We start from the raw sequence: 20205 nt of genomic DNA on the forward strand, positions 1-20205 counted from the left end.
TACAGGAGTAAAACCTGCAAAGCGGATGCTTATATTTATCTAACTTATTGTGCTTCAATTTCTTCAGTCAGCTTCTCGATTTCATCGATTAATCCACCGATATAAGAGATCGTATCGCGCAATGGTTTGTCTGTCGTGATATCGATTCCCGCCATTTTTGCGAGTTCCGCTGGTTTCTTTGAACCGCCTGCACGTAAAGTGTTTAGCCAATCTTCAACAGCTGGTTCTCCCTCTAGCAATACGCGTTTTGCCATCTCAGTAGAAATCGTTAATCCAGCACTGTATGTGTATGGGTACAAGCCCATGTAATAATGTGGTTGACGCATCCATGTCAATTCTGCACCTTCATTTATTCTCACGCTGTCTCCCCAGAATTCTTCAAGTACGCCACGTTTCAAATCATTCAAAATAGTGGCATTGACATTGCCGCCTGCATCCACAAGTTCGTACACTTTACGCTGGAACGCGGCTTCAAGCAGATGCGTAACGAAATTATGGTAATACGTTCTGGCTACGATAGAAGATAGTACCCAACGCTTAAATTTCGGGTCATTGGAATTCTTCAATAAATGATTAGCCATTAGCATTTCATTCATAGTTGAAGGAGCTTCGATGAAGTACAGTGACGATTGTGAGTTAAACAGATTTTGTGCTTCATTGGCATAATTGAAATGTCCGGCATGGCCTAATTCATGTGCCAGTACAAAAACATCTTCCATGCTGCCTGTCCACGATATCAATATGAATGAGCCATTGCCGTAAGGGCTTGCACAAAATGCACCTGTAGATTTACCTTCATTTTGCGCAAAATCAATCCGGCGTTCTGAATAGGCACGGTTCACCATATCAAGATAATTTTCACCCATAACAGAAAGGGCATCATTCATATATTTTTTAGATTCTTCGACTGTAATTGAAGGTTCATATAATGGATCTACTGGCATTTTTAAGTCTGCAAACGTCATTTCATCCAGACCGTAGATGTTCTGAAGAAGTTTCGCATACTTGCGCATATGGGGTGCTAGTTCTTCCATGATTACATCAATTTGGCGATTGTACATGGAACGATCTACGTCTTGTTCCATCAATAAATAATCAATAACAGAGTCATAACCACGTAAGTCAGAAGTCGTTTTTTCCATCTGTACATGCATATCATAGGTTTTGGCAGTTGTATGTTGATATTTGCGCAATGTATCACTGAATGTTTTAAAGGCTGCACGTCTTACTGGCGTCTTCGGTTCAGACTCCCATTTCCCTTCGAATAATACATAGCTTAAAGGGTAAGCTTTTCCGTCTGAAGTGAAATCAGGGAAGTTAATATCCGCCATTTTCGTCGTATTATACAATGAATACGGTGCTTGGAAAGAAGAAGAGAATGCAGCGAGTGTTTTCTCTACCTCGGGATGTAGTTGATGCGGTTTTTCCCGAATTATCTTATCGAATAAGCTGGCATACCCTTTTGATTGTTCACTCGCTTGCTGTAACGTTTGCTCAGAAAGCTCCGTTAATTCACTCATTATGAATGCAGTTTGGCTACCGATTTTCGCAGCGATTGAACCAAATTTACTTTCTCTCATCTGCGAATCATCATTTGTTAAATCGACACTTGCTGTCAACTCAGCATAACTCGAGATTTTGGTGAGTTTCTCCTGTAGACTGCGATATGCATCTAATGCTTGAATAGCGGAGTTTGCATCTGTAACGGTCCCTTTAAAATTTTTCTCGAAAGCAGCCGCTTCTTCTTTTGCATCTGCTAAGGCTTTCTGATAATCTTGCTCGTTTTCAAATAGAATGTGTAAATTCCAAGTTTCTTGTTCGTTTACTTGGGCGCGTTTAGGTAAGCTTTTCACCAATGTGAATCTCTCCTTCAAATCGATTATTCGGTTGCCGAATTAATTACTAGTATAATACAATGAATGTTCAGAGTACAAAGTTATGGTTTATTGGAAATGATAAAATCCATTAGCCAATCTACTTGCATAGGACCATTGACAACTTCGTAGTATAGGCGATCATTATGGATTAAAACTCCTTCTTCAATTAGAATGGTCATTCGATTTCCAGTCTCGTCTTGTAAATCAATTGTGAAGAGCGATTGATCGTCAAACAATTGCAGTGTGTCCGGATCTATTCTCTCATAATCATATGCTTGGAGAAATGATAGCAATCGGTCTATTTCTTCAGCTTCGTCTACTTTCCAAGTAACGGCATGTCGTGCTTGAGAGCCAGGTTGCCGAAAAGTGATTGAAGAATAAGGATTTAAACCATTTAGCTGTTGGTCTTGTAGTCGCTCAAAAGGATGGGAGGAAGCTTCATCAATTGTCTGAATCATGACATAAAATCCTCCAGCCACTAGCAGTGCCAAAATCACACCACGTATTTTCATTAGAATTCCCTCCTTCCGCAAAATAACGTTTCTCACTAGTATATGAATGTAGTAGGGAAGATACGCACATAACTATCAGTGTAATGATAGTTATTTCGTTTTGGCTCGATATTTCAATATTCGGAATGTATAATAGAGAGACTCATCTGAAAGGGAGGTACTAACTATGAAAGAATATGTTACACATGCAGTCCAGGACGATTATGCGGATGACTTTTCATGGTGTTATGGTTGTGGGAGTCTCAATGAGGAAGGAAATCATTTCCGAACAGGTTGGGAAGGCAATCAGACGGCTACCTATTCTTTACCGCCAGAAAAATATACTGCCATACCAGGATTTGTGTACGGAGGATTTCTAGCTTCATTTTTGGATTGCCATGGTACGGGGTCTTGCGCGCTCGCATTACACCGGAAAAATGGTCATGAACCAGGTGATGGATCTGTTCCTCCACGCTTTGTGACAGCTTCCTTGCAGATTACATATAGTAAGCCGACACCACAAGGAGTAGTATTAAAGGCTGTTGGGAACGTCACGGAGATTCACCCGAAGAAGTGGAAGGTCGCAGTAGAAATTTTCGCAGGCGATGAACTATGTGCCACTGGAGAAGTAGTAGGGGTTGTCATGCCTGCTACATTCACGAAGTAAAATAGACAACTAGATAAGGTGTGACCAGAGGGTATGAATAAATCTCCACAGACTGCCGTAGCGAATCCGGTATTTTCAATCATGATCGCGATTGCAGTATGTCATTTATTCAACGACACACTGCAGGCAGTGATTCCGGCGATGTTGCCGATTTTGGAAAAGGAATTTCAATTTAGTTATAAACAATTAGGTTTCATTGTATTTGCACTGAACATCGTAGCTTCTTTACTTCAACCGGTTGTAGGATATTTGAGTGATCGTAAGCCGAAGCCGTTTGCTTTGCCGATAGGTATGACATTTTCAATGATTGGAATAGCCGGATTAGCATTGGCGCCAAGTTATTGGCTGATTATTCTTTCCGTTATGTTGCTCGGGTTAGGATCAGCTATCTTTCATCCAGAAGGTTCCCGTGTATCGTTTTTGGCTGCAGGAGACAAGCGTGGACTTTCACAGTCTATCTATCAAGTAGGAGGTAACACGGGCCAGGCACTTGCACCGTTAATTAGTGCATTTGTTCTCGTTCCCCTAGGCCAAATAGGCGCAGCGGTTTTCGTTTTAGTAGCTGCAGCAGGAATTGCCTTGCTTTCCCGTATTTCCATCTGGTATAAGAAACAGCTCGATGAAGAACGTTTAGGTAAGCGGAAGAAAGTACTATTGACCACAATGGAAAACCTGACTAAGAAACAAGTTGTCATTGCGTTGACATTATTAATGGTCATCATATTTGCGCGTTCATTCTATGTAACGAATATTACGAGCTTCTATATTTTCTATCTAATCGAAAACTATGGCATGACGATTCAACATGGTCAGTTGTATATTTTCCTATTCTTGGCTCTAGGTGCTGTCGGAACGTTTTTCGGTGGACCGATGGCAGATCGTATGGGACGAAAAAAAGTGATTGTCTTGTCGCTTGTCGTACCATTGCCGCTAAGTTTATTACTTCCATATGCTCCTGTGTGGGGAATCATATTACTACTACTAACCATTGGATTCTTTATCATGCTTAGCTTTTCGGTTACTGTCATCTATGCTCAAGAGCTCGTACCTTCGAAGATTGGTACGATGGCCGGATTAACCGTAGGATTAGCTTTTGGAATGGGAGCTATTGGTGCAGTTGCCATAGGAAGTCTTATCGACTATATTGGAATCTATCAAACGATGATTATTACGTCGTTCTTACCGTTCATTGGTTTAGTTGGTTTAGCTTTACCACGTGATCAAAAGATTACATCAGCTTCATAATCAGATTACTAGTTTTATCATCATGAAAAGTAGGTGTACGAAATGAAAGTAGTCAATAATATGGCGGAATTAATTGGCGATACTCCGCTAGTAAGAGTACGAACGCTCGGCGAAACTACAGGTGCTGCTGTATATGTAAAACTGGAGTACTTTAATCCGAGCCGAAGTGTAAAAGATCGTGCAGCTTATCAAATGTTAGTAGAAGCCGAAAAGAATGGTGTGCTGAAACTCGGTGCCACGATTATCGAGCCGACATCAGGAAATACAGGAATCGGACTGGCCATGAATGCTGCTGCAAAAGGATATCCTGCAATTTTCGTTATGCCGGATAATTCTACAATTGAGCGTATTAACTTAATGAAGGCATATGGAGCCAAGGTTGTGCTTACACCTAGCGCAGAACGTATGCCGGGTGCGATCACAAAAGCGAATGAAATTTCAGCGTCTATCGAAAATAGTTTCATTCCTATGCAGTTTGAAAATAAAGCCAATCCAGATAGTCATAGGCATACAACTGCTGTGGAAATTATCGATGCGATTCAATCAATCGATCGCAAATTAACGGCTTTTGTCTGTACTTCAGGAACGGGTGGTACGGTAACGGGAACAGGTGAATCATTGAAGCAACATGACCCTTCGATTACAGTCCATGTAGTTGAGCCCGCAGGATCACCAGTATTATCGGGTGGTAAACCTGGAAAGCATAAACTGGTAGGTACAAGCCCAGGATTTATCCCTTCCGTATTAAATACTACTGTATACGACGAAATTTTCCGTATTGAAGATGACGATGCATATAATACAGTCAGACAATTTGCTAGACAAGAAGGTGTATTACTCGGTCCGTCAGGTGGTGCATCTCTGTATGCAGCATTGCAAGTGGCTAAGCGATTATCACCAGAAGATACAGTTGTTTGTATTGCACCGGATTCCGGCGAAAGATATTTATCGAGTGATTTATTTCAATAACTACTAGCGAAATTAACCTCTACCTACATCAGGTGGAGGTTTTTTTATGTAATATATTAGCAAGGTAGAGTAATGAAAAGCTATCTCTACTGAATTACGTCTATATTTTTAAATAGATTGAAAAAATAATTTTAAATAGTATTGACAAATCCAATAGGAATGGTAGATTATATATATACAAAACATATAAAGTTAGTAGGGATTAAAACGTAAACGAATGGAAAATGCTAATGAGGGGGAATCAACATGTATTTAGAAATTCAAGGCATTGAAAAGAGCTTTCCCCATAAAGACAAGGGAACGGTCAAGGTATTGGATAACATCAATCTTGAGATAGAAAAAGGACAGTTTGTTTCCATTGTAGGTCCTTCAGGTTGCGGGAAATCCACTATGTTGTATTTGATTGCAGGGCTGGAAAAAGCTGATCAAGGGAAAATCAGTATTGATGGAAAAGAAATTAAAGGTTCCGGCTCCGACCGCGTAGTCGTCTTTCAAGAAGCAGGATTGTTTCCTTGGTTGACAGTACTAGACAACGTTACATATGGGTTGCTTCTAAAGAAAATGCCGAAAAAAGAAGCAGAACAAAAAGCTATTGAGATGTTGAAGATGGTCCATTTAGGTAATTATATCGATTCCTATCCACATCAACTATCTGGAGGAATGAAGCAACGCGTATCTATTGCCCGTGCACTTGTGATGGAACCAGACATTCTTTTGATGGATGAACCATTCGCGGCACTAGATGAACAGACACGCATGGTACTTCATAAGGAGTTATTGGATATTTGGAGAAAAACGAAAGTAACGATTCTCTTCATTACGCATAATATCCGGGAAGCCGTATTACTTTCTCAAAAGATAGTCGTGTTTGCGACACGTCCCGGAAAAATTAAAGCGACTTTCATCTCCAAAGATTCCAAAGACGGTGTCATGCCTAGTGATGTGACGTTGCAACTAGAAAAACAGATTTTAGCTGAACTGCAAGAAGAAATAGAGAAGGTGTTGAAGGAGGAGATGGGCGATGACTACAGCTTTAAGACGAATAGTGTTTCTCGGGATACTAGTGGCGATATGGGAAGTCACATCTAGACTATCGGATTTACCCGATTTTATGTTTCCGAGCTTCACGCAAGTTATGTCGACATTGATTTCAGGACTCATCTCCGGACAAATCTTGACTGCAATCGGTGCGAGCCTCAGTAGATTACTAATCGGATTCACGATTGCTTCTATACTAGGGCTGGTGCTTGGTTATCTGATCTGGCGCTACAAAATCGTAGAAGACACACTTGGATTTCTCGTGACGGCATTACAGTCCATTCCGAGTATCGTCTGGTTCCCGCTTGCCATCATCTGGTTTGGTCTCAATGATTTTGCTATTTTATTTATCGTTACATTAGGCGCAACTTGGACAATGATTGTCAATGCAACGAGCGGGTTTAAAAACGTACCGGTGTTATATCAACGCGTAGCAAAATCATTAGGTTCTAGCGGGCTTCACTTTTTGCGGACGGTAATTTTGCCCGCATCTGTACCGCAATTGATTTCTGGTTTACGTATCGCATGGGCTTTCTCTTGGAGAGCGCTCATGGCAGGGGAATTGCTAGGTGCAAGCGTCGGTCTCGGTCAACTACTGGAAGCAGGACGCGCACTTGGACAAATGGATTTAGTTATTTCGGTCATGATCATCATCGGTGTGATCGGAACGATTATGGATAATGTATTATTCTTACGTTTGGAACGCAGTGTAGAGAGAAAATGGGGAATTCGGGCGTAAAACGCTCTAAGAAAAGGGGAATAGAATATGAATAAGAAATTATTGGGTGGACTACTTTCGGTATTTGCTATTGTAGGGATCTTGTCAGGATGCGGAAAAACAGACGCAGGCAGCTCGGATAAAAGTGAAGTAAAGATTGGATACTTTCCGAACTTGACGCATATCGCAACGATCATTGGACTGGAAAATAATTATTTCGCGGAAGAATTCGGTGAAGATATTAAGATCACAACAAAAACTGTAAGTAACGGTGGGCTATTCATGGAAGCAATGGCTTCTAACTCGATCGATATCGGAACTGTTGGACCAGGACCTGTTATTAACTATTTCGTTAAAGATCCAAAATACCATATTGTATCCGGCGCAGTAAATGGTGGTGCAGTATTAGTAGCAGACGACAAGAGTGACATTAATGAATTGGCAGATCTTGATGGGAAGCGTATCGCTATACCAGTAATCGGAAGTACACAGGATGTAATGTTACGTAAAGCATTGAAAGACGTAGATTTAAAAGCAAAAGCTAATGGTGGATCAGTTGAATTCTTCGCGGCAGCACCCGCGGATACAGCGACTTTATTCATCCAAGATTCAGTTGATGGTGCAGCAACGCAAGAACCTTGGGGGTATATCTTACAAAATCAAGCAGGTGGTAAATTGATTTTGGACTGGGAGGACTTTGCTTGGGGTAAAGAGTCTACGAATACAGTAGTTGCCACTAGTGATGCATTCTTAGGAAATGAAAAACTATTAAATTCTTATTTAACAGCTCACGCAAAAGCAGTTCAGTTTGTTCGTGACGAGCCAGAGAAAGCACAAGCGTTAGTTGTGAAGCATATCAAAGATCTGACAGGCAAAGAATTAAATAGCGATGAACTTGAAGCAGCTTTCAGCCGTATTGTCGTCTCAACTGATGTAAATGAAGATGTATTGCAAGAAATGGCTGATATCAGTCAGGAAGCAGATTATATTAAGAGCAATGAAATTGACGGATTAATTGATCTGGAAGCAATTAAAAAAATCACAGCACAATAATACTTAGCGGGTATCCATTTGGGATATCCGCTTTTCTATTTCCGTATCATTTGGTAATTATCAGTCAAACAGGATATGCTACTATAATAGATAGAACATAATTTCGCTAGTTGAAAGGATGAGGACAGTGCTGGGAGATTTATTGAAAGAATCGAAACGTACTATCGTCTATACAGGAGCAGGTATGTCAACAGAAAGTGGATTACCTGATTTTCGTTCCGCTAAAACGGGCATGTGGGAAACTGAAGATCCTGCGAAAGTGGCAAGTACAACCGCTTTAAATGAGCAATTTGAACAGTTTCTACAGTTCTACAAGCAACGTGTCATTGCTGCGAAAGAAACGGGGCCACATGCTGGTCATGAGATATTGGCTAAATGGGAAAAGCAAGGACTAATCAACGGCATTATTACGCAAAACGTCGACGGATTCCACACGATGGCTGGATCAAAAAATGTCATGGAACTTCACGGAACACTTCGTAATGTACATTGTGAAACATGTGGTAAAGTGTACGATAATGAACGGTACGCGCATGATGAATTTTACTGTGACTGTGGCGGGAAATTACGACCGTCCGTTGTGTTATTTGGAGAGATGTTGCCAGAAGAAGCATTTATTCAATCGATTTTTGAAAGTGAGAAGGCAGATTTGTTCATCGTACTCGGTTCATCGTTGACTGTAACTCCAGCAAATCAATTTCCACTGATAGCAAAAGAACAGGGCGCGAAGTTGGTCATTGTTAATATGGAACCTACTGAAATGGATCGCTATGCAGACTTGGTCATCAACGAAAGAAAAATTGGTGAAGTGCTAAATGAAGCTGATAAAGCAGTAAAGAATAATTAAATAAGACAGAAGAATAGGTGTAGCAGATTAGGATGTTTTATACAGATCCGCTGTTACACTATTCTTCCTGTCTCTACTTATATATATGAAGAGAGGGGAATGGATTTGAAGATTTTCCATACGGCAGATTGGCATCTTGGAAAACTCGTGCAAGGAGTTTACATGACAGAGGACCAGCGCTTTATTTTACAAGCTTTTATAGAAGAGATTAAGAAAGAACGACCAGATGTAGTGGTGATTGCTGGGGATCTTTACGATCGTGCGATTCCACCAACAGAGGCGGTAGGTTTGTTGAATGAAGTTCTACAAGAGATTGTTATCGATCTGAAAACACCTGTCATCGCAATTGCAGGAAATCACGATAGTCCAAGCCGACTTCATTTCGGTAGTACTTTTATGAAAGATCAAGGATTGTACATAACAGGAGAATTATCCACTCATTTGTCTCCGATAAAACTGCATGACCAATATGGCGACGTCTATTTTCATTTGATACCTTACGCAGATCCATCAGTAGTCAGTTATTTGTTTGAAGATGATACGATATCTACTCATCAGAAAGCGATGAAAAAGATTATTGAACGTATCGAGCAATCAATGGATAAAGACGCTCGGCATGTTTTAGTCGGACATGCGTTCATCACAAAACATGGCGAGAAAGAGGAAAACACAAGTGACGCCGAACGTCCATTATCTATTGGCGGTGCTGAATATGTATCTTCTGATTTATTTGAGCCGTTTCATTATACAGCGCTTGGTCATTTGCATCAGGCGCATTTTGTAGGTAATGAAACAATTCGTTATTCTGGATCACCGTTAAAATACTCTATTTCTGAACAGAATCATCAAAAAGGTTATCTAATTGTTGAACTGGCAGAGAATGGCGAAGTAGAAACTGAGAAAAGATTACTTACTCCACTGCATGATGTGCGTACGGTGGAAGGGACCATGGAGGATATAGTGGCGATGGAACATAATGAAGATTATGTGTACGTCAAACTGCTAGATACGGTACCGGTTATACAACCTATGGAGAAAATTCGATCCGTCTTTCCAAATGCGATGCATGTGGAGCGTAAACTAGTCGTTTCTTCTTCGGATGGAATTGGCGGATCAGTAGATGTCGAGAAAAAAGAAGATGACCAGGCAATGTTTGCTTCCTTCTTTAAAGAACTTCAAGGCGAAGAAGCAGATGAAGAGACGAAAGAGCTATTCGCTGAAGTCTTGTGGGATGTTATGAAAGAGGAGGGTCACTCATGAAGCCAATTACGCTAACTATGACGGCATTTGGACCATACAAAGATAAAGAAACGGTTGATTTTCGCGATTTAAAAGAGCATCGTTTATTTGTTATTTCGGGAAAGACGGGTGCAGGAAAAACTACTATCTTCGACGGTATTTGTTTTGCGTTATATGGACAGGCAAGTGGCGAAGATCGTACAGACACGAAAGCATTGCGCAGTCAGTTTGCTGAGGATGACGTCCAAACGACAGTTGAATTAACATTTGATATTCACAAGCGTCGGTTTCGAGTTGTGCGCCAGATTCCTTACCGAAAGAAAGGAAATAAAAATGATACACTTGGTCGCTGTGAGTTATTCGAAGAAAAAGAGGAGCAATTCATTCCAGCAGTTGATCGTCAAATAGTCACCGAAGTAAATGACAAGATCGAACAATTATTAGGTTTTACGCATGCGCAGTTCAGCCAGATCATGATGCTGCCTCAGGGTGAATTCCGTAAATTCTTAACTTCCGATACAGGGAATAAGGAAGCGATCATGCGCAAAATCTTTAAAACTGAACCGTATCAAAAAATTGTTGAACGGTTAAAAGTGAAAAAAGAAGAAGCAAATGCGGAATTTCTACGTGAAAAGCAAATGAGTGATGCAATCCTTCATCAAATACCGGCAAAGTTACCTGAACGTAACTCGTTATTGTTTACCGAATTACAGTCTGAGTATCCAAACTACCATCAACTTGTGTCTGGCCTTCAACAAGAACATACACACCATGAAACACGATCTAGCGAAACGCATAAAGAATATACAAGACTTTATAGCGTCCATAATGAAAAGCAACAGCAACTACATGAAGCTCGTTTAATCAATGAACAATTTACGAAATTGCAGCAACGTCAAAATGAACTAGGTAGTTTGCAAGCGAAAGAACAAGAAATGAAAATACTAGAACAACAATTGCAACAAGCAGAACGAGCAGCAAGATTAGAAGATGTAGAACAACTCGTGAAGACTAATCAAGCTGAATGGCAGAAAAAAGATCAAGGCTACTCTGAAGCTGTGACAGCCCTAGCCGCTGCAGAGGAGAAATTCGTCTCAACACAGGCTTCTTTTGAACGAGAACTAGCTAAAGAACCTGAAAGAAATGAAATAAAAGAAGAGTTACTGACGTTGAATCATCTTCTTCCGACAGTATCGGGCCTAGCTACGCAACGAAAAGTGCTAGAGTCACTCAAGAAAACAGTCAAGGAAGTAGAAGAGTCCTTATTAGGAAATAAACAAGCGTATGATCAGCAAAAAGAAATGATAACTGTTCAAAAAAATGAAATAAAAGAATTAGAAACTTCATTGGAACAATATGAACAGTTGATAGAGGAACTTGCAAATACTAAAGCTATCGCGAAGCAAGTACTATCTCACGGGCAACAACTGGCAAATCAAAAAGAGCTCGAAGCCCAGTATAAAATAGCCGAGCAACAAGTAAAGCAGTACACAGAAGTCTATCAAGCGCTTGAGAATCGTTGGATTGGCAATCAAGCGGTAATCCTCGCTGCTGCACTCCATGATGGAGAATCTTGTCCTGTTTGCGGTAGTATAGAGCACCCTAAAAAGGCAGGTGAATCGGAAGGAGAACATGTATCTAAGCAACAATTAGACAAAGCGAAAATAGAGTTGACACATAAAGAACAGACTTTCCATCTTAAGCAAGCTGAATTACAGCAAGTGCAACAGCGCATTGAGGCAAGTGAGGCTGAACTGCATGAACAACAAGTGGATTTGAGTCATGATTATCAAAAAGAACAAACAGAGTTGACGGAAAAGGTGTCCGTACTTAGAAGCAAACGAGAATTACTGAAAAAAAGAAAAGAACAGCAAAGTCAATCAGAACTAGAGATGGAAAAGCTTGCTATAGAAATAAAAAGATTAGAGCAGCAACATAACGAATCAAAAGGAGAACTCGAAACGAAACAAGCACTGTATGAACACGTGCTTGCAACTGTTCCAGAAAACCTACAAGAGCTATCCGCGTTGCAAAAACAAATTCAATCTAAAGAAGCAACAAATCTACAACTTGAAAATGCTTGGAAATCTATTCAACAGAGATTACAAGACGTTACAACGGAAAAAACAAAATGGGAATCCCGAGAAGATCTGGAGAAGAAGTCACTTGCAGATATGAAAGAAAAGTTGGATCAAAGTGTAGTTTCGTTTACTAAACGTCTAAAAGAAGAAGGGTTTACTTCAGAAGAGAATTATTTACAAGTAAAACTGCCGACACAAAAACGCCAGGCTATCCAGCAACAACTTCAAGAATTCGCCCAAACGCTTCACACGTTGAAGTCAACCGTAGCAGAACTCAAGAAGTCTGTGGAGGGCAAACAACTGATGGACATGGCGAGTATGGAGAATCAAGTAGAAGCGCTGAAAATACAATATGAAGAAGCGTTTGCCCTATATAATCAATCAAAAGCTTGGCAACAGGCCGCACTAGATCTGCACAAAGAATTGGAAACAAGCAAATCAAAAGAAGCGGAACTTGAAAAGACCTACGGAAAGATTGCAAATCTATACGATATAGTTCGTGGTCAAAATCAATTAAAAATATCATTTGAACGTTATATTCAAATCGAGTATTTGGAACGCATCATTCAAGCGGCCAATATACGCTTGCGTGATTTATCGAACGGACAGTATGAATTAGTACGTAGTGATCGTCAAGAGACTAGAGGAAAGCAAAGTGGTTTAGGCATAGATGTTTATGATGCGTATACAGGACAGACCCGAGACGTCAAGACGTTATCAGGTGGAGAGAAGTTCAATGCTTCTCTATGTTTGGCACTAGGGATGGCGGATGTCATTCAAAGCTTCCAAGGTGCCGTTCGCATGGAGACGATGTTTATCGATGAAGGTTTCGGAGCGTTGGATGAAGAAGCTATTCAGAAAGCTATCGATACGCTGATTGCTCTTCAACAGTCCGGCAGAATGATTGGTGTCATTTCACATATCGAGGAGATGAAAGAGGCTATTCCTGCTACGTTGCAAGTAACTAAGTTGAAAGAGGGATACAGTCAGACGAAGTTTGTGTTGAATTGATGTTGTGGTTTCATTTTATATATAGGGAGTTAGGGAGAGAAGGTACCGTTTTCCAGGCGGACGCTCTCCCACGCCTTCCTAGAGAACGGTCACCTTTGTAACGGAAATCCCTAACTCCTATAAATTAATATCTCATATTTAACTTTAAACTGATCCTTAAAAAGATCAGTTTTTTTATTTTAAGAATACATTTTTATAAATCGATAAATAGTCAGTAAGTTAGCAATAAACGCAAAAGTTAAATGATTTAGTTGGCTGTTGATTTTCTAAATAGGGAAGAGTAATATGAGGGAACGTGATATATTGCATACAAATAAGTGCTGTTGTTTTTGGGAGGATTTTTAAACATATGGAGAAAAAATTATCGTTTTCATCGAGCTTAGTTATTGGTGTTATGCTATTCGCATTATTTTTTGGGGCAGGTAATCTAATTTTCCCCGCAGAGCTTGGACAGCTTGCTGGAGATCAAACGTGGAAAGCGATGCTTGGCTTTTTATTCACTGGAGTTGGTTTACCTTTTTTAGGTATATTGGCTATCGGTTTCTCTGGCAAGAAAGATTTACAGGACTTGGCAAGTCGAATACATCCGGTATATGCTGTTCTATTTACAGCAATACTTTACTTAACAATTGGTCCTTTTTTTGCGGCACCACGTACAGGAGCTGTGGCATTTGACATTGGGGTCGCTCCATTTTTGAATGGCTTTTCTATTGATCTTGCTCGTTTCCTATTTACATTGGCATTCTTTGGAATCAGTATGTGGCTATCATTAAACCCTGCCAAAATCGTTGATCGAGTAGGTAAGTATTTGTCTCCGCTTATCATTATTTTATTGATTGGTTTAATTGGTATGACTCTTCTTAATCCAATGGGAAGTGCACAAGTTTCACAAGCTCCATACAATGAAACGCCGTTCTTTACTGGTTTCCTTGAGGGGTATAATACGATGGATGCATTGGCTTCACTCGTTTTTGGAATTATTGTCATTAATGCGTTGCATGCGATGGGCATTACTAGTAAAAAGCAGATATTGGCTTCTACTGCTAAGACGGGACTTGTAGCCTCTGGATTTTTAGCCATTATATATTTAGGTATTGCGTATCTAGGGACTACTTCAGTTGATTTATTTGGTTATCTTGATGGTGGAGGGTCTGTATTAAGTGAAACTGCCTCACACTTATTTGGTACGACCGGTCTATTGTTACTCGGAGTAGTGATTATGTTAGCATGCCTGACAACCGCAATTGGTCTACTTACAGCATGTGGAGAGTATTTTCATGCGATTATCCCGAAAATTAGCTATAAGTTATTTGTAGTATTCTTTTCGACATTCTGCTTGGTTGTAGCAAACTTTGGTCTAGCGAATATTATCAATTATTCTATTCCGGTACTTGTATTACTTTATCCTCTGGCGATGGTACTAATCATATTGACGTTCACTGGTCCCTTATTCCGTCAATCCAGCTTAGTATATCGAACAGCTACGATCACGGCGTTCCTAATAAGTTTTGTTGAAGCGCTCGTGAAGTTTTACACTCTGGTAGAAAAGACTATGCCGAACTGGCTTGTCACTGTAGATGACATATATACAGCGTACATCCCATACTACGCGCAAGGCATCGGCTGGTTAGTTCCTGTTTTGATTGTGACGGTGATCACAGCTTTAGCTGTAGCACTATCCAATAAAGAAGCAGTAAATATCCAAACGGGTCCGAATAGTAATAAAATATAAAAGAAAAACAGGATCCGATATATTGGATCCTGTTTTCACGTTTATTTATAACTTCATTCTTTTATAGAGTGAAACTCCTCAATGGCTCGTAACCAATTTTCTCGCATAACAGTTGTAACCTGCTCACCTTCACGCTTGCTCATCAAATCTATAATCTGTTCATGTTCTGCAATTGATTTCTCCGTCAATATAATGGAATTATGGAAGAAAAGTCTGCGCACATGAGCTTGCAGGGAGACAAGCAAAGAAGAAATATATGGGTTATTAGCTGTGTCGACAATGATTTGGTGAAACTTTTCATCAATTTTCAGAGCTTGAAAATAGTCTTCCTTTTCAACTGCTAGGGCGAATTTCTTATTCGTGTCACGCAATTTCTTGATCACACTGTCAGTTAGATTGGGTATGGAAAGTTCAGCTGAGAGTGCTTGTAGTGCAGCAAGTGGAGGGAGTAAATCAGAAATAGATTCACGATCTACATCGGTTACTTGCGTTGCTTTACCGGGGAACATCTGAACGAACCCTTGTACTTCCAATAATTGAAGCGACTCACGTATAGGCGTACGACTCACTCCGAGTGCCTCTGCTAATTCTACGTCATTTAGCTTTTCTCCAGGTTGGAGTGTTCCGTCAATAATCCACTTCTGTAATTGACTAAACGCATTTTCCTTAGCGGTTTTACGTACAGGTTGTGCATGATTAGTAGGGATAGGCATTATATCACACCATCTTTCTATAAAAGTTGTCTTTATATAAGTCGAATTGCACTAACAGCCGATATACAATATACTACATCTTTTCACTGTTGTTTAACAGTATTATTCAAAACTTGCAAAAAAAAATGGGAATTCCAATAGTGAATTTTGATCTTTTTTAAAGAATCAAATTAAATAATTTTAAATAGTTCTTGTAGTTTCCGCCTGTATTTGATAGATTTATGTCTATGCAGGTTTTGTATTAGCTTAGTAGATTAAATTTTACAAATCTTCAAAAAAGGGTGTTGCAAAACTAGCAGAATTTTGTTATTGTTTACATGTGTACTATAACAAATGAACAATTACATCCACTGTAACATATTATCTATTTGGCTCAGGGATGAAAGCGTTTTCAATAAAAGGGAGGGGAATAAGAACTAATTTGCTAATTTATATAAAATAGAAAGGGGATTAACTAATGACTAATCAAGTTTCGCGTGGTAAATCCACATTAGACTATGAAAAACTCGTTCAAACTGAAGACTTTAAAGGTCTTGTTAAAAGAAAGAAGAGCTTCTCCACACCTTTTGTTATTTTCTTCTTCGCAGCGTACTTTATTCTTCCACTCTTAACAGGTTATACAAAAATTCTTGAAACACCAGCAATTGGCGCAATGACATGGACTTGGATCTATGCATTCTCGATGTTCATTATGGTATGGGTATTCACATCCATATACATGAATAAAGCAAAACACTTTGATATTGAAGTAGACAAAATTATAGAGAAAAACGTTCTAAAATAAGGGGGTTGTGTTCATGAGTTGGATTTCCTATGCTATATTCTTCGCGGTAATCGCGTTGACGCTCTACATTACATATTGGGCGGCAAAGCAAACAACTACGGCAAGTGATTTCTACACTGCCGGAGGATCATTAACAGGTTGGCAAAATGGTATGGCCATCGCTGGTGACTACTTATCAGCAGCATCATTCCTAGGTATCGCGGGTGCGATTTCACTTAACGGATTTGATGGTTTCTACTACAGTATTGGTTGGTTAACAGCTTATTTAGTTGTTCTATTCTTAATTGCTGAGCCACTACGTAACTTGGGTAAGTTTACGATGGCAGATATGATCGGTGCTCGTTTCGGCGCTAAGAAAGTGCGTGGAGCAGCAGCATTGAACACAATTACAATTGTAATGTTCTACATGCTTGCACAATTAGTTGGTGCGGGTGCTCTTATTAAATTATTATTCGGTATCGAGTATTGGATTGCGGTTCTAATCGTTGGAACAATGATGTTGATCTACGTTCTATTTGGTGGAATGACTGCAACGAGCTGGGTACAAATCGTTAAGGCTATTCTTTTGATGTTGGGTACAATCATTATCTCCTTCTTAGTACTTATGAAGTTTAACTTCAACTTCATCGGTATGTTCGAGACAATGAAAACTGCTACTCCGCATGGCGAAGCATTCCTTCACTCAGGGGTTGTTTATAAAGACACAATCGGTCTTATCTCTGTATTGATCGCACTCGTTCTAGGTACTGCTGGTCTTCCACACATCTTAATGCGTTTCTTCACAGTTAAAGATGCGAAAACAGCACGTTCTTCTGTAATTTATTCTGTATGGATTATTGGTATCTTCTATGTATTGACGATCTTCCTTGGATTTGGTGCAGCTAAATTCGTTGGAGCAGACGCAATCATCGCAGAAAACGCCGCAGGAAACATGGCAGCTCCAATGCTGGCCGGAGTCCTTGGTGGAGATGCCCTTGAATCATTCGTAGCTGCTGTTGCATTTGCTACAATCCTGGCAGTTGTTGCAGGTCTTGTACTTTCAGGTGCTTCTGCAATCGCCCACGATATTTATGGACAAATCATCAAAAATGGTAATGTAACTGAGAAACAACAGGTTGCTGCAGCTCGTTGGGCTTCAATCGCTATCGGTGTTGCTTCAATCCTTCTTGCACTAGGTTCTGAAAAGTTGAACGTTGCGTTCTTAGTATCACTGGCATTCTGTGTTGCTGCATCGGCAAACGTACCAACAATTCTATTAACAATCTATTGGAAGAAATTTAACACAACAGGTGCTGTGGCATCGATGTTAACAGGTCTTATCGTAGCGCTAGTTCTTGTTGCGGTCAGTCCATCTGTAATGAACCCAGTTGAGGGAATGACACTTATCACTGGTACTCCACTATTCCCTTATGCTAACCCGGCTATTGTTTCCGTACCAGCAGGTTTCCTTGCTGCATGGATCGGTACAATTGTTAGCTCTAAGCGTCATGAAAAAGACGAAGTTTCTTATGCAGAAGTTCGTTTCAAAGCAGAAACTGGCTACAAAGAGCTTGATTTATAATAACTAGCTAGATTTACAACTAACGGTCTCCTCTTCTGTCAGCACGTCAGAAGAGGAGACCGTTTTTTATCAATTCTACCTGCTGGAATATTGTTTAACCTAAATATAACGGTACTGTTGACATATGTATTCGAATAATGTGAAGTGAACGCTTTGTTAAAGTGTACATGAACAGGAGGTTTTGAAATGTTGAAGACGGTAAAAGATCGTGAGTTATATGATAAAATCCATAGAAATCCTTTATTTATCGATACAACAGAAAATGAATTTGATCAATTATTGCTAGGTTGTAAATTAAAGATATATGAGGAAGCGGATAAATCCAACTATTTCAAAACACCACAAGAAGGATTGCTCATCGTGTTAAAAGGATCGGCAGAGGTTCAAATAGAAGGACAAGATGGCAGTTCGGTAACGTTAGAATTCATTCAGGAAGATGAAATTATCGGCTTTTCCAATTTTGCTTACTACTTGGGGGAAATGGCTAGGCCGCTTGATAAGCATCACATTGATATGGTGGTAGCAGAAGACTCGATTTGTCTACAGGTTCCGTATGAAGTGATAAAAAAACGTATGGATGATCAAAACGTACGCGATTATGTATTACGCAAGATGTCGATTCGCTTGGCGAATGTTTATACCTCTTTAGGGGAGCAAGTTCGTTTGGCTGACGAATATGGCGAGAGTGAGCCGTATGTTCGTCGTGTACAAGATTTCATGAGTAGTCCAGTTATAACAATTCATGCGGAAGCTGAAACAAAAGAAATTGCGGAATTGATGATTAAAAACTCGATTAGTTCAATTATTATTACAGATCAGGCAGGTAAACTTATTGGAATCGTAACCGAAAAAGATCTTGTTGAACGTGTAATAGCAGACGGTGCTTCGCCAAATGGACTGCGGGCAAAAGACATCATGACGAAAAAGCCGCATACGGTAAGAGTAACTGATTATTATTATGAGGCCTTGACTAAATTCTACAAACATGGAATTAAGCATTTACCAGTTGTGAAAGCAGGTAAACCTGTAGGCATTGTGACGTTCGCTACATTGATGACGAAACGTGATCGTAATTCCATGAATATATTAAAAACTATAGAAGAAGCTTCCTTCGAAAATTTGCCTGTTGTAAAAGCAGCGATTTACGATGTGCTATCCAATTTAATTCAAGATGAAATATCGACCATTCACACATTAGAAATCGTGACGAAGTTTTATGATCGACTGGCAAAACATTGTGTCATGCTTGCTGTGCAATCTCTTGAAGATCAAGGGAAAGGAACACCGCCTGTTCCGTTTGCTTGGTACCAGATGGGAAGTGGGGCACGTGGTGAGCAGTTTATGCTGACCGATCAAGATCATTTTCTCGTCTACGAAGATGTATCGAGGGAAGAATCCCAGTATGTCGAGAACTATTTTGAACTTCTTGGTAATGAAATTGTCGTTCATCTTGAGCAGGCAGGCTATACTAGATGTATCGGATTTATGATGGCTAGCGAGACACAGTGGCGTGGAACGATGGCAATTTGGCATGAACGTATTCGTCAATGGGCGCTTCAATCTACACCTGAACAAATACTGCTCGGATACAACTTCCTATCATTCCGATTCCTGTACGGTGAATCTGCTGTTAATGAACGTTTCATCACGATGGTTCATGGTCTTTTGAAGAAGTCTGCCACTTTTATTTACTATATGGCGCAACAAGAAAAAGAGAAACCAATCCCACAATTGCAACAGAACTTCTTGAATATTTTCAGGGGGCGCAGTAAAGCAGATATTATTGATATTAAGAAACATGCGCTATTCCCACTTCATCACTGTCTGCAAATTTTAGGAGTTAGTAACGGGATCATCAATGCAACGCCACTTGAAATTATTTCAGCTTTGCAGAAAAAGAAGAAAATCACGAAAGACTTTGCCGAAGAGATTCGTCATGCATATGAAATATCTTTAAGTATTAGAATTTCTATGTCATGGGAAAAACATTTACGTGGAGAGAAGATTTCTACGGAAATCGACTTGCGCGATCTACGAAGATGGGAATTGAATGAATTGCGAACAACGCTAGATACGGTCAGAGCTCTTCAATCACATTTATTATCAAAACTGTAAGGTAATATAGATAAAGGTCCCTGTACACAGCTCGCACATAATGTACTATATAGATAGGGGGCGA

At 39.9% G+C, this 20205-nt stretch carries 16 protein-coding genes; 13 read left to right on the top strand and 3 right to left on the bottom strand.

Annotation, left to right across the window (positions count from 1 at the left end):
• Positions 1–44: 44 nt before the first annotated feature.
• Together pepF and CSV69_RS00860 are read right to left on the bottom strand one after the other, a co-directional pair.
• On the bottom strand, positions 45–1856 hold the full coding sequence (pepF, locus tag CSV69_RS00855; protein ID WP_199170379.1) for an oligoendopeptidase F: 1812 nt from the start codon (positions 1854–1856) through the stop codon (positions 45–47).
• An 80-nt stretch (positions 1857–1936) separates the two neighbouring features.
• A complete protein-coding gene (locus CSV69_RS00860) occupies positions 1937–2389 on the bottom strand; it encodes a hypothetical protein (RefSeq protein WP_085426622.1) in 453 nt (150 codons plus the stop codon).
• 166 nt (positions 2390–2555) lie between these two features.
• Here CSV69_RS00860 and CSV69_RS00865 point away from each other — a divergent pair, with 166 nt between their 5' ends.
• From CSV69_RS00865 to brnQ, 10 genes are all read left to right on the top strand, one after another.
• Complete coding sequence (locus CSV69_RS00865) at positions 2556–3035, top strand: PaaI family thioesterase (protein WP_099624715.1); 480 nt, start codon at positions 2556–2558, stop codon at positions 3033–3035.
• Positions 3036–3068: 33 nt separating this feature from the next.
• Positions 3069–4280: an MFS transporter gene (locus tag CSV69_RS00870; protein ID WP_099692533.1), complete on the top strand. Its 1212-nt coding sequence runs from the start codon at positions 3069–3071 to the stop codon at positions 4278–4280.
• A 42-nt stretch (positions 4281–4322) separates the two neighbouring features.
• Positions 4323–5249, top strand: a complete 927-nt coding sequence (gene cysK / locus CSV69_RS00875; protein ID WP_099692534.1) for a cysteine synthase A — start codon at positions 4323–4325, stop codon at positions 5247–5249.
• A 246-nt stretch (positions 5250–5495) separates the two neighbouring features.
• On the top strand, positions 5496–6338 hold the full coding sequence (locus CSV69_RS00880) for an ABC transporter ATP-binding protein (protein WP_085426618.1): 843 nt from the start codon (positions 5496–5498) through the stop codon (positions 6336–6338).
• The gene (locus CSV69_RS00885; protein WP_085426617.1) at positions 6271–7026 is read left to right on the top strand and encodes an ABC transporter permease; all 756 of its coding nucleotides are present in this window, start codon (positions 6271–6273) and stop codon (positions 7024–7026) included. The genes CSV69_RS00880 and CSV69_RS00885 overlap by 68 nt, the downstream gene beginning before the upstream one ends.
• A gap of 27 nt (positions 7027–7053) precedes the next feature.
• Positions 7054–8058, top strand: coding sequence for an aliphatic sulfonate ABC transporter substrate-binding protein (locus CSV69_RS00890; protein ID WP_085426616.1), 1005 nt, complete (start codon positions 7054–7056; stop codon positions 8056–8058).
• Between the two features lie 127 nt (positions 8059–8185).
• On the top strand, positions 8186–8905 hold the full coding sequence (locus CSV69_RS00895; RefSeq protein WP_085426615.1) for an NAD-dependent deacylase: 720 nt from the start codon (positions 8186–8188) through the stop codon (positions 8903–8905).
• Positions 8906–9010: 105 nt separating this feature from the next.
• Positions 9011–10165 carry an exonuclease SbcCD subunit D gene (locus CSV69_RS00900; protein ID WP_099624801.1) on the top strand — a complete coding sequence of 385 codons (1155 nt, stop codon included), beginning with the start codon at positions 9011–9013 and terminating at the stop codon, positions 10163–10165.
• Entirely contained in the window at positions 10162–13236 is a 3075-nt protein-coding gene (locus CSV69_RS00905; protein ID WP_099692535.1) for an SbcC/MukB-like Walker B domain-containing protein, read from the top strand. The genes CSV69_RS00900 and CSV69_RS00905 overlap by 4 nt, the downstream gene beginning before the upstream one ends.
• Before the next feature lie 349 nt (positions 13237–13585).
• Positions 13586–14968: a branched-chain amino acid transport system II carrier protein gene (gene brnQ / locus CSV69_RS00910; RefSeq protein WP_099624710.1), complete on the top strand. Its 1383-nt coding sequence runs from the start codon at positions 13586–13588 to the stop codon at positions 14966–14968.
• A gap of 53 nt (positions 14969–15021) precedes the next feature.
• On the opposite strand, the gene CSV69_RS00915 is transcribed toward brnQ, so the two are convergent.
• Positions 15022–15681, bottom strand: a complete 660-nt coding sequence (locus tag CSV69_RS00915) for a GntR family transcriptional regulator (protein ID WP_099692536.1) — start codon at positions 15679–15681, stop codon at positions 15022–15024.
• Between the two features lie 457 nt (positions 15682–16138).
• On the opposite strand from CSV69_RS00915, the gene CSV69_RS00920 reads away from it, so the two are divergent.
• The 3 genes from CSV69_RS00920 (at position 16139) to CSV69_RS00930 (ending at position 20141) form a co-directional block, all read left to right on the top strand.
• Positions 16139–16465, top strand: a complete 327-nt coding sequence (locus CSV69_RS00920) for a DUF485 domain-containing protein (RefSeq protein WP_085426611.1) — start codon at positions 16139–16141, stop codon at positions 16463–16465.
• 13 nt (positions 16466–16478) lie between these two features.
• Positions 16479–18026, top strand: coding sequence for a solute symporter family protein (locus CSV69_RS00925; protein WP_085426610.1), 1548 nt, complete (start codon positions 16479–16481; stop codon positions 18024–18026).
• A 186-nt stretch (positions 18027–18212) separates the two neighbouring features.
• On the top strand, positions 18213–20141 hold the full coding sequence (locus CSV69_RS00930) for a DUF294 nucleotidyltransferase-like domain-containing protein (RefSeq protein WP_099692537.1): 1929 nt from the start codon (positions 18213–18215) through the stop codon (positions 20139–20141).
• Positions 20142–20205 lie beyond the last annotated feature (64 nt).

Origin of the sequence: Sporosarcina sp. P26b (assembly GCF_002743245.1) — a bacterium.
GTDB classification, from domain to species: domain Bacteria; phylum Bacillota; class Bacilli; order Bacillales_A; family Planococcaceae; genus Sporosarcina; species Sporosarcina ureae_C.